Origin of the sequence: Mesorhizobium sp. M0195, assembly GCF_040322115.1 — a bacterium.
Taxonomy (GTDB): Bacteria; Pseudomonadota; Alphaproteobacteria; order Rhizobiales; family Rhizobiaceae; genus Mesorhizobium.
The window spans coordinates 46,943-59,677 of record NZ_JAMYSV010000013.1 but is presented as its reverse complement, the minus strand read 5'-3'; the positions used below and the strand labels follow the sequence as shown (position 1 = coordinate 59,677).

Annotated in this window: 13 protein-coding genes; all 13 read left to right on the top strand. The window is 63.0% G+C overall.

Annotated elements, in window-relative coordinates; genetic code table 11:
- Positions 1-32: 32 nt before the first annotated feature.
- The 13 genes from NKJ12_RS22520 (at position 33) to NKJ12_RS22460 (ending at position 12,494) form a co-directional block, all read left to right on the top strand.
- Positions 33-893 carry a carbohydrate ABC transporter permease gene (locus NKJ12_RS22520; protein ID WP_352705193.1) on the top strand — a complete coding sequence of 287 codons (861 nt, stop codon included), beginning with the start codon at positions 33-35 and terminating at the stop codon, positions 891-893.
- Positions 890-1,849, top strand: a complete 960-nt coding sequence (locus tag NKJ12_RS22515; RefSeq protein ID WP_352705191.1) for a carbohydrate ABC transporter permease — start codon at positions 890-892, stop codon at positions 1,847-1,849. The genes NKJ12_RS22520 and NKJ12_RS22515 overlap by 4 nt, the downstream gene beginning before the upstream one ends.
- On the top strand, positions 1,846-2,937 hold the full coding sequence (locus tag NKJ12_RS22510; RefSeq protein ID WP_352705189.1) for an ABC transporter ATP-binding protein: 1,092 nt from the start codon (positions 1,846-1,848) through the stop codon (positions 2,935-2,937). Before NKJ12_RS22515 ends, NKJ12_RS22510 begins: the two co-directional genes overlap by 4 nt.
- Positions 2,938-2,941: 4 nt before the next feature.
- Positions 2,942-4,003 (top strand): ABC transporter ATP-binding protein, encoded by a 1,062-nt coding sequence (locus tag NKJ12_RS22505; protein WP_352705187.1) that lies wholly within the window; start codon positions 2,942-2,944, stop codon positions 4,001-4,003.
- Between the two features lie 50 nt (positions 4,004-4,053).
- A complete protein-coding gene (locus tag NKJ12_RS22500; RefSeq protein ID WP_352705289.1) occupies positions 4,054-5,142 on the top strand; it encodes a Gfo/Idh/MocA family protein in 1,089 nt (362 codons plus the stop codon).
- Between the two features lie 26 nt (positions 5,143-5,168).
- Positions 5,169-6,083 (top strand): sugar phosphate isomerase/epimerase family protein, encoded by a 915-nt coding sequence (locus NKJ12_RS22495; RefSeq protein ID WP_352705186.1) that lies wholly within the window; start codon positions 5,169-5,171, stop codon positions 6,081-6,083.
- A gap of 37 nt (positions 6,084-6,120) precedes the next feature.
- Positions 6,121-7,059, top strand: coding sequence for a sugar ABC transporter substrate-binding protein (locus NKJ12_RS22490; protein WP_352705184.1), 939 nt, complete (start codon positions 6,121-6,123; stop codon positions 7,057-7,059).
- A gap of 60 nt (positions 7,060-7,119) precedes the next feature.
- Entirely contained in the window at positions 7,120-8,124 is a 1,005-nt protein-coding gene (locus tag NKJ12_RS22485; protein ID WP_352705182.1) for an ABC transporter permease, read from the top strand.
- Positions 8,121-8,903 (top strand): ATP-binding cassette domain-containing protein, encoded by a 783-nt coding sequence (locus NKJ12_RS22480; protein ID WP_254820537.1) that lies wholly within the window; start codon positions 8,121-8,123, stop codon positions 8,901-8,903. Before NKJ12_RS22485 ends, NKJ12_RS22480 begins: the two co-directional genes overlap by 4 nt.
- Positions 8,904-8,937: 34 nt before the next feature.
- Positions 8,938-10,119, top strand: a complete 1,182-nt coding sequence (locus NKJ12_RS22475; protein ID WP_352705180.1) for an aldose 1-epimerase family protein — start codon at positions 8,938-8,940, stop codon at positions 10,117-10,119.
- A 91-nt stretch (positions 10,120-10,210) separates the two neighbouring features.
- Entirely contained in the window at positions 10,211-11,299 is a 1,089-nt protein-coding gene (locus tag NKJ12_RS22470; protein ID WP_352705178.1) for a fatty acid desaturase family protein, read from the top strand.
- 42 nt (positions 11,300-11,341) lie between these two features.
- Positions 11,342-11,656: a MocE family 2Fe-2S type ferredoxin gene (locus NKJ12_RS22465; protein ID WP_287249971.1), complete on the top strand. Its 315-nt coding sequence runs from the start codon at positions 11,342-11,344 to the stop codon at positions 11,654-11,656.
- Positions 11,657-11,693: 37 nt separating this feature from the next.
- Positions 11,694-12,494, top strand: coding sequence for a 3-methyl-2-oxobutanoate hydroxymethyltransferase (locus tag NKJ12_RS22460; RefSeq protein WP_023675787.1), 801 nt, complete (start codon positions 11,694-11,696; stop codon positions 12,492-12,494).
- The last annotated feature ends 241 nt before the right edge of the window (positions 12,495-12,735 follow it).

Here is a 12,735-nt window from a genome sequence, read left to right as displayed (position 1 = left end):
TCGCCCAACGAAGGACCCAGTAAAGCCGCAAGATGAAGCGTTCAGTTCCTTTCGAGATATTCCGCTATGCCGCGATCTTTGCGGCGATGGCGGTGACGCTGGTGCCGATCCTGTGGATGGTGTCGATGGCGCTCAAGCCGATCGCCGAATGGTCGGCGACCGGCGCCGACCTGACCTGGTGGCCGAAGAACCCGACGCTCAGCAATTTCCGCTTCGTCTTCGGGGAATCGACCAACAATCTGATCGTCGCGCTCGACCGCACCGCCCTCAAGCCGATCCTGTCGTCGCTGCTGTCGGCCACGTTCGGCACGGCAATCGCCATGTCGGCGGGCACCGCGGCGGCCTACGGGCTGTCGCGCTTCGGCTCTGGCCAGAACCTGCCGCTGGCGCTGATCCAGCTTCGCCTGTTTCCGCCGATGGCGGTCATGACCCCGGTGATGATCATGTGGGCTTTCCTCAACTTCACCGACAGCTGGTGGGGGCTGTCGCTGATCTATGGCATCGTCACGCTGCCTTTCGCCTTCTGGCTGATGAAGACCTTCTTCGACGACATGCCGCGCGAGATCGAGGAGGCGGCATTGGTCGAGGGCTGTTCGCGGTGGCGCGTCTTCACCCGCATCACGCTGCCGATGATGCGCGCGCCGCTGGCCAGTGCGGCGCTGTTCGTCTTCATCCTCAACTGGTCGGACTATCTGATCGCGTTGCTTTTGACGACGCGCGAATGGGTGACGGTCCCTGTCTACATGGCCTCGCTGTCCTCCTCGATGACCGGACAGCTCTACGGCGCCAAGGCTGCTCTCGGCCTGATCGCCGCGGTGCCGCCGGTGATCATGGGCATCGCCATCCAGCGCCATCTGGTGCGCGGGCTGACCTTCGGGGCGCTCAAGCAATGAGCGCGGTGGCAGCGACGATTTCGGAGGGCGACATGCTTGCCTCCAAAGCGGCGTCGGTGTTGCCGGACGAGGGCGCACGGCTCGGCTTCCAGCTGACCCTGCCGGCGCAGATCCTGGTGCTGTTCATCGCCGTCTTCCCGCTCCTGATGCAGCTCTATATCAGCCTCACCGACTGGTCGCCGCTGTCGGGCACCGGTTGGTGGAATGCCTGGTCGATGTGGAACAGTTTCGCCAATTACACCGACCTTGCCGTCGACGCACGCTTCTGGAGCGCGCTGAAGCGCACGGCCATCGTCATGATCGTCTGCGTGCCGACGGAGGTCCTGCTCGGGCTGGCGCTCGCGACGCTGTTTGCCGACGAGTTTCCGGGCAAACGGATCTTCTACTCGATCCTCTTGATGCCGATGATGGTGGTGCCGGCGGTGGCCGGCTACATGTTCTTCATGTTGTTTCAATCAGGCGGCCCGGTCAACGACATCCTGTCGGCGATCTCAGGCTTTCCCGTCACCATCGCCTGGCTGTCGGACCCGACGCTGGCACTCATCGCCGTCATGGTCGCCGACATCTGGCAGTGGACGCCGCTGATGTTCCTGATCCTGCTTGCCGGCCTGGTCGGCGTGCCTGAGGACCAGATCAAGGCGGCGACGCTGCTCGGCGCCAACCCGTGGCAGCGCTTCGTCACCATCGTGCTGCCGAAGATGAAGACGATCATCGTCATCGCGCTGGCGATCAGGGTGATCGAGAACTTCAAGATCTTCGACACGCTTTACATCATGACCGGCGGCGGTCCCGGCGTCGCTACCGAAACCATCTCCGTCTACATCTACAAGCTCACCACCCAGGACTTGATCTGGGGCTATGTGGCGGCAATCGCGCTGGCCATACTGATCGTGCTGTCCATTGCCGCGGTGTTTGCCATGAAACGCATGGCCCAGGTACGCGAGGTGACGGCATGAGCACCATCCATCTGCAGAACCTGGTCAAGAAATTCGGCGACTTCACCGCACTGAAGACGATGGACCTGGCCATTGCCGACGGCGAGTTCATGGCGCTGCTCGGGCCGTCCGGCTGCGGCAAGTCGACGACGATGAACATGATTGCCGGCATGGAAGAGCCGACCAGCGGCAAGATCCTGTTCGGCGAGCGCGACATGGCCGGCGTGCCGATGGGGCGGCGCGGCGTCGGCTTCGTCTTCCAGAACTATGCGATCTTCACTCATATGAGCGTGCGGCAGAACCTCGCCTACGGGCCGAAAATGCGCGGCGCAGCAAAGGCCGATATCGACCGCCGTGTCGGCGCCATTGCCGAGATGCTGCAACTGACGCCGCTGCTCGACCGTAAGGCCGACCGGCTTTCGGTCAACATATTGCAACGGGTCGCGATCGGCCGTTCGGCGATCATGGAGCCGGCGATCTTCCTGCTCGACGAGCCGCTGTCCAATGTCGACGCGGCCTTCCGGGCCGTGATGCGGACCGAACTGAAGCAGCTGCAGCGGCAGTTCCGGCAGACCATGGTCTACGTCACCCACGATCAGCTCGAAGCGATGACCATGGCCGACCGCATCGCGGTGATGGACCATGGCGTGCTGCAGCAGGTCGGCACACCGCTCGAGGTCTACAACGATCCGGCCAATGTCTTCGTCGCCCGCTTCATCGGCGCGCCGGGCATGAACCTGCTCAAGGGCTGGCTGGCGGAGAGCGACGGTGGCCTGGTCGTCGATCTCGGCCCGCTCGGGGCGACGCCGCCGCTGCCGGTCGAGATCGCCGATGCCGCACGCCGGATGCGCGGCGAGGTGTTTTATGGCTTTCGACCGGAGCAGGTGAAGCTGGCTGAACACGGCCCTGGCCTGTCGATGCCGGTGAGTTTCGTCGAGCGGATCGGCGCGCGCACCATCATCCACCTTGGCGACGGGGAAACCGCGGTTAAGGCGGTGTTCGACAATGATGTCGGGCTGGCGATCGGGCAGACAGCCGTCGTCGCACCTGCGGTGGAGGCGGTGCGTGTCTTCGACGCCGCCACCGGCCTTGCCTTGAGAGCGGGCTGAGACCATGGCCGATATCGTCTTCCGCAATGTGACCAAACGCTACGGCAACACGCTCGCCGTCGATGACGCCTCGTTCACTGTCAACGACAATGAGTTCTTCTGCTTCTTCGGCCCGCCGCTTTCCGGCAAGTCGACGGTACTGCGCCTGGTGCTCGGGCTGGAAACCCCGGACACGGGCGAGATCCTGATCGGTGGCAAGCCGGTCAACGCGGTGTCGCCGGCCGAACGCAACGTCGCGATGGTCTTCCAGAACCTGGCGCTGTTTCCGCATATGAGCGCGCGCGACAACATCCGCTTTCCGCTGGTCGAACGCCGGGTCGCCGAAGCCGAGATCGAAAAGCGCGTCGCCGACGTCGCGGCCAAGCTGCATATCGGCCATATCCTGCACAAGCCGCCAGCACAGCTTTCCGGAGGTGAGCGGCAGCGTGTCGCGATCGCCCGCGCGCTGGTGCGTGATCCCGTCGCGTATCTGATGGATGATCCGATCTCGGCGCTCGACGCCCGGCTGCGCGAGGAGACGCGGATCGAGCTGAAGCGCATCCAGCGCGAGCTCGGCAAGACGCTGATCTATGTCACGCACGACCAGGAAGAAGCGATGTCGGTCGCCGACCGAATGGCCATTCTGGACAACGGCAAGATCAGGCAGATCGGCGCGCCGGCCGAGATCTATGACCGGCCGGCCAGCACCTATGTGGCGCGGCTGCTTGGCTCCCCGATGATGAACATATTGAAGTCGGTGCACGGCGCTGAAGGCGTGGAGGCGGCGGAAGGCACGATCCGCATCGCGGACAAGGCGGCGCCGGCCGATGCCGTCGAAATCGGACTCAGGCCGGAAGACATCAAGGTCAAGGCCTGGTCGGAGGGGGGCGCGGGCCGCCCGGCGCGAGTGTTCGAGGTCGAGCCGCTCGGCGGCTACACCGTAGTGACGCTCGCCGCCGGGCAGGCGCGTCTGCGGGCGCTGTTGCGCGGCCAGCCTGACATCAGGCCGGACGCGATGGTGGCGATATCCTGCGAGCCGGGCCGGGTGCATTATTTCGGGCAAAGCGGGGGAGCGCTGGCAAGGTGACGGCGGCTGCAAGAAACGAGCTTCGGGAGGAACATATGGCAAGCCAAGAAATGGTGGGCAACGGCTTCGAGCCGGACGTTAAAGTCCGCACCAGGGAATACAGGATCGGCTGCGTCGGCGCCGGCATGATCATGGCCGAATGTCACCTTGCCGCCTACAAGGAAGCCGGTTTCCCCGTGGTGGCGATTGCCTCGCGGACCAAGGCCAGCGCCGAGAAGGTCGCCAAACGCTGGGATATCCCGGCCGTCCACGACACGCCGGAACAGCTCATCGAGGACAAAAACGTCGAGATCATCGACCTTGCCTTTCCGCCCGACCAGCAGCCGGCGCTGATCCGCCATGCGCTGAAGCAGACACATATCAAGGCGATCCTGGCGCAGAAGCCACTGGCGCTGTCCCTTGAAGAGGCCGTCAAACTGCGCGACGAGGCGGCCAAGGCAGGCAAGATCCTCTCGGTCAACCAGAACATGCGCTACGACCAGTCGATGCGCGTCTTGAAGCAGGTCATCGACAGCGGCGCGCTCGGCGACATCGTCTTCGCCCAGATCGATATGCATGCGATCCCGCACTGGCAGAGCTTCCTCGAGGACTATGACCGATTGACGCTCGCCAACATGAGCGTCCACCATCTCGACGTACTACGCTCCCTGTTCGGCGATCCCTTAGAGATCACCACCCTGACCCGCAAGGACCCGCGCACCCGCTTCGACCATTCGGACGGCATCACAGTGTCGACGATCAAGTTCCCATCCGGTGTGCTTGCCGTATCGCTGGAGGATGTCTGGTCCGGGCCGCGCCAGGAGGGCTACAAGGACGACCAGCACATCAACTGGCGCGTCGACGGCACCAAGGGCGTCGCCAAGGGCACCATCGGCTGGCCGACTGGCGCTGCCTCGACGCTGACCTATGCCTCGACCGAGACCACCGGTGGTGAATGGGTGACACCCAGCTGGGACACGATGTGGTTCCCGCATGCTTTTATCGGCGTCATGGAGCAGCTCCAGCACGCGGTCAAGACTGGCGAGCCGCCGGCGCTGTCCGTCGCCGACAACGTCAAGACCATGGCGCTGGTCGAAGCCGGCTATCGCTCCATCGACAAGGGCCGGACGGTCAAACTTTCCGAAATATCAACTGACTGAGTCACTTACAGGGAGGACTTCACACCATGATGCAGGCAGGTATTTTCACGGGTTATTTTCCGTATGGTCTCAAGGAAACCGCACAGAAGATCCGTGCGCTCGATTTCAACACCGTGCAGCTCGACCTGCATTTTAGGGACATCGACCTGTCGGCCGGACAGATCACCAGGGACAAGGCCAAGACCGTCCGCGATACGTTTCGCGACCACAATCTGCCGATCTGCTGCGTATCGGGTTACACCAACATCATCCATCCGGACCTGGGCGAGCGCGAGCGGCGCGTCGGCTATCTGAAGGAGATCATCCGTAACGCACGCCATTTCGGCACCCCTTACGTGATCTCGGAAACCGGTACCTACAACACCGAGTCCGACTGGGTGCATCACCCGAAGAACAAGACCGAGGAAGGTTTTGAAGAATGTCGCAAGATCATCGCCGACCTTGCCCAGACCGCCTACGACCACGGCGCGGTGTTCCTGCTCGAAACCTATGTCAACAATGTCGTCGGTTCGGTCGAGGAGACGGTGAGGATGTTCGCGCAGGTCGACCACCCAGGCCTCGGCCTGTTGATGGACCCGACCAACTATTTCGAAACGCACAATATCGACAGGATGGACCAGATCCTGAACCAGGTGTTCGACACGCTGACCGACAAGATCAAAATCGCCCACGCCAAGGACGTCAAGCGTTCTGGCGGCGACAAGTCGGAGAAGCACGCCGACATCGGCGACGAGGACGCGCTGGAGAGCCACACTTTCCGCGGCGTCGGCGAGATCGAGCTGCCGGCGCCTGGCCTCGGTTCGCTGAATTACGACCTCTATCTCAAGCGGCTGGCCGAAAAGCATCCGAACATTCCGGTCATAATCGAGCATCTTTCGGAAGACGACGTGCCGCGCGCCAAGAAATTCCTCGACGGGAAATTCCGCGCCAACGGACTGTGACGGCGCGGTTCGGCTACGAAACAAGGGAGGAAGAGAAATGTTGAAACTCGCGTTGAAAATCGCGGCTGCGGCGATCGTGCTCGCCGGCGTGACCATGGGCTCGGCGGTGGCGCAGGATGCCCAGAAGACGTTCTACCTGTTGTCGCATGGCGGCCCGTCGGACGCCTTCTGGATCGACTGGAATGCCGGTGCCACCAAGGCGTGCGACCAGCTCAAGGTGACCTGCAAGATCTCGTTCAGCGGGGGCGACATGGCGGCGCAGAAGGAAGCCTTCAACTCGGCGCTGGCCGCCAAGCCGGACGGCATCGCCACCACCTCGGCGCAGCCCGGCCTGTGGACCGAGGAGGTCAAGGCGGCGAAGGCTGCCGGTATCCCGATCGTGTTCTTCAACACCGACGATCCGGCGACCGGCCGGCAAGCCTACGTCGGCGCCGATCTCAAGGAAGCCGGTGTCATCTGGGCGAAGTATCTGGTGGACCACAAGATGGTGAAGCAAGGCGACAAGGTGTTCCTGCCGGTCGAAGTGCCGGGCGCCAGCTACCAGCAGCTCGAGACCGAAGGCATTGCCAGCGTCTTCGATCCGCTCGGCATCAAATATGACGTGGTCGATTGCGGCACCGATCCGGCCGGCATCATCGCCAAGATGACCGACTACATGGTCGCCAACAACCCGCCGGCAATCATCGCGCTCGGCGATTCCGTTGCGGCCAGCGTCAAGCGGGTGTTCGACGGCGCCGGCGTGCCGGCCGGCAAGATCCCGGTCGTCGGCTGGGGAAATTCGAAGGAAACGGCCGAGTCAGTCAAGTCTGGGTTCATCAACGCGGCTGCCTGGCAGTTTCCCTCGGCGCAAGGCTTCATGCCGGTGGCGCTGCTCGGGCTGGCCGCCGCTGGCGAACCGATCGGCTACGACATCCACACCTTCAGCCTCTACGACGCCTCGAGCGTCGAACCGATCCTGAAACTCTACAACAAGTGATTGGAACTGACGCTCGCCGCGCAGGCGGCGGGCGTCACTTAGCGTATGGTTCGAGCTGTCATGACAATTGCTGCAGAAGAGGAAATGCCGCGTGCCAGACGCAGGTCGAGCCTGATGCGCTCGCCGCAGTTCTCTTCGCTCGTCATCCTGATTGTCCTGCTGGCGGTGTTCGCGATCGCCGACGCCAATTTCCTGTCGCCGCTCAACATCTCCAACATGATGGCGTTCCTGCCCGAGCTCGGCATCATCGCGCTCGGCATGACGCTGCTTTTGACAGCCGGCGAGTTCGACCTTTCGGTCGGTGCCGTATTCGGGCTGGCGCCGGTCGTGGTCATGCTGCTGGTGCAGAACGGCGGGGTCGATATCGGCGTGGCGCTGCTGGCCGGACTGGTGCTCTGCATAGCGATCGGTGCGATCAACGGACTGATCGTCACCAAGATCGGCATTTCGTCCTTCCTGGTGACGCTGTCGATGCTGCTGGTGGTGCGAGGCGCGGCCCTCTACATCACCCAGGGCTTTCCGCTGAAGTCCTGGGACCAGCCAGGCTTCTTCGTGACGCTGCTGGCCGGCAGCTTTAGTATCGGAACGTTCCGTTTCTATACCTCGCTGTGGTGGTTCATCGGCCTGTCGCTGCTGGCGGTCTATGTGCTGCGCTACGCCAAGCTCGGCAACTGGATCAGCGCTATCGGCTCGAACCGTAACGCTGCCGTGGCGCGTGGTGTGCCGGCCGATGCGGTCAAGATCTGGCTGTTCATCCTGACCTCGGTGCTGGCCGGTCTCGCCGGCATGATCAGCGCCTTCCGCATCTCGGCGGCATCGCCGGTGGCCGGCACCGGCTATGAGCTGGAGGTGATCGCCATGGTGGTCGTCGGCGGCACGGCGCTGACCGGTGGGCGCGGCACCATTTTCGGCACCATCGTTGGCGCGCTGATGCTGCGCAGCATCCGCAACGGCATCGTGCTGATCGGCGTGCCAGGGCTCGCCTACAACATCTTCGTCGGTGTCATCATCCTTGCCATGCTCATCCTGCACGCTTTGCTGCAGAAGAACGCCGCCAGGAGCTGATCATGGAAGTGCTTCGGCTGCAGAACCTGCAAAAATCCTTCGGCAGCGTCCGCGCCCTGAAGAGCGCCTCCTTCACGCTCAACGAGGGCGAAGTGGTGGCCTTGCTCGGCGACAACGGCGCCGGCAAATCGACATTAATCAAGGCGATCTCCGGGGTCTTTCCGGTCGATCGCGGCGACATCTATGTGCGCGGCCAGAAGGTCTCCATCCGCTCGACGCGCGACGCGATGGATCTCGGCATCGAGACCATCCACCAGGACACCTCGCTGGCTCCCGATCTCAGCATCGCGCGCAATCTTTTCCTCGGCCGCGAGCCGGTCAATCTCAAATGGCTTGGCGTGTTCGCGCCGCTCGATCTCGCTCAATTGCGCGATGCCGCGTCGGCTCTATTGAAGCGCGTCGGCATCTCGAAGAAACTCGACGCCGATGCGCTGGTCTCAACGCTGTCAGGCGGCGAGCGTCAGTCGATCGCCATCTCGCGCGCCATGCAGTTCGCCGCCAAGGTCATCATCCTCGACGAGCCGACCAACAATCTCGGCGTCGAGGAAACACACGGCGTACTGCGCTTCGTCAAGGAGGTGCGCGATGCCGGTCACTCGGTGCTTTTGATCACCCACAATATCCATCACGTCTTCCAGGTCGCTGACCGCATCATCGTCATGCGCCGTGGCGAGATCGTCGCCGAGCAGACAGTCGCAGACACCGACCTGCTGACCGTGGAAAGCATCATCACCGGCGCCGACATGTCGGCCCTCCTCAAGGAGACGAGAGCGAAGTGAAGGACGGGAGCAAAGTGAAGGAACTGGCCGTCACATGGTAGAGCTTTACGGCAAGACGCTGTCGCGCCGGCAGGTCTCGGAACGCTCGGGCATGCTGTCGCAATTCGCCGGCGTGCGGCTGATGACGCTTGGCGACGGGGTGGAGCGCGGCATCCGTATGCTCGAATTCCGCACCGGCTCCGGCCTGCGTTTCACCGCGCTGGTCGACCGGGCGCTCGATATCGCCGATTGCGACTTCAGGGGCCAGGCGATCGGCTGGCATTCGCCGAGCGGCTTTCGCCATCCCGGCCTGCACGAATACGAAGGCGAGGAGGGGCTGGCCTGGGCGCGGTCGTTTTCCGGCCTTCTGCTGACCTGCGGCCTCGACCATATATTGTTCATGAACGAGGTACCGGCCGACACCTACAACTACCCGCCCAAGAAGACGGTGCGCCACTCGCTGCATGGCCGCGTCAGTACCATCCCAGCGCGGCTGACCGGCTACGGCGAGACCTGGGACGGCGACCACTGCGTGTTGTGGGCCGAAGGTATCGTCCAGCAATCGACTGTATTCGGCGAGGATCTGCACCTGCTGCGGCGCATCGAAGCCGATGTTGGCGGCAACGAGATCCGGCTTTCGGACCGTGTCGTCAATCGCGGCTTCAACCGGACTCCTCATATGTATTTCTATCACATCAATGTCAGTCATCCGGTGCTTGACGAGGGATCGCGCTACCTGGCGCCGATCCGCGACGTCGTCTGGGCAGGCCATGCCGGCGAGCGCTATGAGGCGCAGAAGGTCGGCTACCGCACGGTGCCGGCGCCGCAACCGGGATTCAAGGAACAGGTCTGGCAGCACGAACTCGGCGCCGACAGCACCGGCCAAGTCCCGGTGGCGGTGGTCAACGACAGGCTCGGCCTCGGTTTCGAGGTGGTCACGCGCAAGGACCAGTTGCCCTGCGCCTATCAATGGCAGAATTTCCAGGCCGGACAGTACGCGCTTGGCATCGAGCCGTCGACGCATCATGTGCTTGGGAATCTGGCGGCGCGCGAACGCGGCGAGATGATCTGGCTGGAGCACGCCGAGAGCCGCACCTACGAGGCGGTGTTCCGGGTTCTCGACGGTGCCGGCGAGATCGCCGCCGCCGAAAGCCGGATCGCGGCGATTGCCAGACAGCCGCAGCAGGACTATCCGCAGCCGTCGGGCCGTTTTCCTGTTCTTGGAGGCAGGTCGTGATAATGGCGAACAGGATACGAGACACCAGTTGGGAGGCTGGCTCCGGCCGGAGCGGGGAGGGCTCGCGGCCGATCGGGAATTGGAGGTCACAATGGCTGGCACGGTAAAGCGCGATTACAGCCTGGTCGGCGAAAGCACGCGCAGGGCGATCGAGACGGGACTGGCCTCGGCGGAGTGGTACCACACGGATGTCCCCCGCAAGGCGATCAAGGAGTTGATGCAGCGCTCGGACGGCCCGGCGATCCGCGACACGATCCTCTGGATCGTCGCCATCCTCGGCTCGGCCGCCGGCGCCATCTATTTCTGGGGTACCTGGTGGTGCGTGCCGTTCTTCTTCGTCTACGGCGTGCTCTACGGCTCGTCCAGCGACTCGCGCTGGCACGAATGCGGCCATGGCACTGCCTTCCGCACGCGCTGGATGAACGATGTCGTCTACCAGATCGCCAGCTTCATGCTGATGCGCAACCCGGTGACCTGGCGCTGGAGCCATGCCCGCCACCACACCGACACCATTATCGTCGGGCGCGACGCCGAGATCGCCGTGATGCGCCCGCCAGACCTTTTGCGTGCGGCGCTGGCTTTCACCGGTATCCTCGATTTTCGCTATTCGCTTCCGGCGCTGGTACGCCAGGCGTTCGGCAAGCTGACGCCCGACGAGAAAAGCTACGTTCCCGAGATGGAACAGCACAAGGCGGTTATCGCCGCGCGCTGGCACATCGCCATCTACGTTGCGACGATCGCGCTCGCCATTTTCATAAGGTCGTGGATACCGGTGGTGCTCATCGGCGTGCCGCGCCTCTACGGCACCTGGCACATGGTGATGACCGGCCTGCTACAACACATCGGTCTGGCCGACAACGTCGTCGATCACCGGCTCAACACCAGGACCGTATACATGAACCCGATCAGCCGGTTTATCTACTGGAACATGAATTATCACGTCGAGCATCACATGTTTCCGATGGTGCCTTACCACGCGCTGCCCAGGCTGCACGAACTGATCAAGCACGATCTGCCGGAGCCGAACCCGTCGATATGGCATGCCTATCGCGAGGTCTGGCCTGTCCTGCTCAGGCAGCTCAAATACGAGGATTATTTCCTCAAGCGCGAGCTGCCGCCAACGGCACGGCCCTATCGTGGCGAGTTCCACGAAGTGAACATGTCGGCGGCGGCTGAATAGGCACCGCAGCAGCGCAACGCAGAAATTTCGGGAGAAGCAGGGATGGCCGATTGGGTCGAAGCGTGCGCCGTGGACGATGTCGACGAGGAAGATGTCATCCGCTTCGACCATGGCGGCCGCACCTTCGCTATCTACCGTTCGCCGGACGATGAATTCTTCGCCACCGACGGGTTTTGTACGCACGAGAAGGCGCATCTGGCCGACGGGCTTGTGATGGACGACATCATCGAATGCCCAAAGCACAATGGCCGCTTCAATTACAAAACCGGCCAGGCCAAAGGGGCTCCCGTCTGTGTCAATCTGCAGACCTATCCCGTCAAGGTGGAAGCTGGCAAGGTGATGATCCAGATCGCCTGACCGGCCTTCTGTCACGTAGCAAAGGGGACCAAAATCCATGAGCCGGAAAAGACCGACCGTCGCAGACCTGCGTGCCATGAAGGGCAAGCGGCAGCTGACGATGCTGCGCGTGCTGACGATGGACGAGGCCGAGGCCGCCGAACGCGCCGGCGTCGATATCGTCTCGGTACCGCCGGAGCTGGTGCTCAATCCGCAATACCGCGATGCGGCACCCAGCCTGTTCACCATGCCGGGCGAGAACTTCTTCGAGATCGGCACCGCAGATGATTTCGTCCGCTGGGCGTTCCGGCTCTACAAGGCCAGCGCCGATGCGGTCTACTGCAGCGCCGGCTACGCCACCATCAAGCGGATGGCCGACGATGCCATTCCGGTAATCGGCCATGTCGGTCTTATCCCGTCACGCGCCACCTGGACTGGCGGCTTCAAGGCCGTCGGCAAGACCGCCGATACCGCCATGCAGGTGTTCGAGGCGGTGAAGCAACTGGAGGCCGCCGGCGCGATCGGCGCCGAGATCGAGGTGGTGCCGGTCGAGGTGGCCAAGGCGATTTCGGAACGGACGTCGCTGATCATGTTGTCGATGGGGGCGGGCACCGGCTGCGATGCGCAATACCTGTTCGCCGACGACATCCTCGGCCAGAACCGTGGCCACATGCCGCGCCATTCCAAGGTCTATCGCAATTTCGCCGCCGAATACGATCGCCTGCAGGCCGAACGCATCGCTGCCTTCTCCGAATATGTCGCCGATGTGAACAGCCTAGCCTATCCCGAAGACAGACACGTCGTGCACATGGACCCGGACCAGCTCAGCCTGTTCCTGGAGAAGATCGAAGCCGCATAAAGACGCCCCGGCAGGCACAAAGCGTCATCGCGGATCGTAAAAGGCCGGTTCGGCGCCAGGGCCAGGTCATCGCATGGCCGCCTGCGATGCCACACGAACGTTTGTTGGTCCCTGTCTGGACGGCACCGGCCAGATGCTGTTGAAACCGGTGCGTCATCGGTTTGCCGGACAATTGTGCGGTTGCCGATGGAGCGGGTGAAAATTCCCCTTCGGACAGTTCTGCGCATGACCGCCATTCCCG

Coding starts and splice junctions, on each gene's coding strand:
- NKJ12_RS22465 (WP_287249971.1), top strand. CDS start 11,342: ATGGCCGATTGGGTCGAAGCGTGCGCCGTGGACGATGTCGACGAGGAA.
- NKJ12_RS22500 (WP_352705289.1), top strand. CDS start 4,054: ATGGTGGGCAACGGCTTCGAGCCGGACGTTAAAGTCCGCACCAGGGAA.
- NKJ12_RS22475 (WP_352705180.1), top strand. CDS start 8,938: ATGGTAGAGCTTTACGGCAAGACGCTGTCGCGCCGGCAGGTCTCGGAA.
- NKJ12_RS22470 (WP_352705178.1), top strand. CDS start 10,211: ATGGCTGGCACGGTAAAGCGCGATTACAGCCTGGTCGGCGAAAGCACG.
- NKJ12_RS22460 (WP_023675787.1), top strand. CDS start 11,694: ATGAGCCGGAAAAGACCGACCGTCGCAGACCTGCGTGCCATGAAGGGC.
- NKJ12_RS22505 (WP_352705187.1), top strand. CDS start 2,942: ATGGCCGATATCGTCTTCCGCAATGTGACCAAACGCTACGGCAACACG.
- NKJ12_RS22495 (WP_352705186.1), top strand. CDS start 5,169: ATGATGCAGGCAGGTATTTTCACGGGTTATTTTCCGTATGGTCTCAAG.
- NKJ12_RS22515 (WP_352705191.1), top strand. CDS start 890: ATGAGCGCGGTGGCAGCGACGATTTCGGAGGGCGACATGCTTGCCTCC.
- NKJ12_RS22520 (WP_352705193.1), top strand. CDS start 33: ATGAAGCGTTCAGTTCCTTTCGAGATATTCCGCTATGCCGCGATCTTT.
- NKJ12_RS22510 (WP_352705189.1), top strand. CDS start 1,846: ATGAGCACCATCCATCTGCAGAACCTGGTCAAGAAATTCGGCGACTTC.
- NKJ12_RS22490 (WP_352705184.1), top strand. CDS start 6,121: ATGTTGAAACTCGCGTTGAAAATCGCGGCTGCGGCGATCGTGCTCGCC.
- NKJ12_RS22485 (WP_352705182.1), top strand. CDS start 7,120: ATGACAATTGCTGCAGAAGAGGAAATGCCGCGTGCCAGACGCAGGTCG.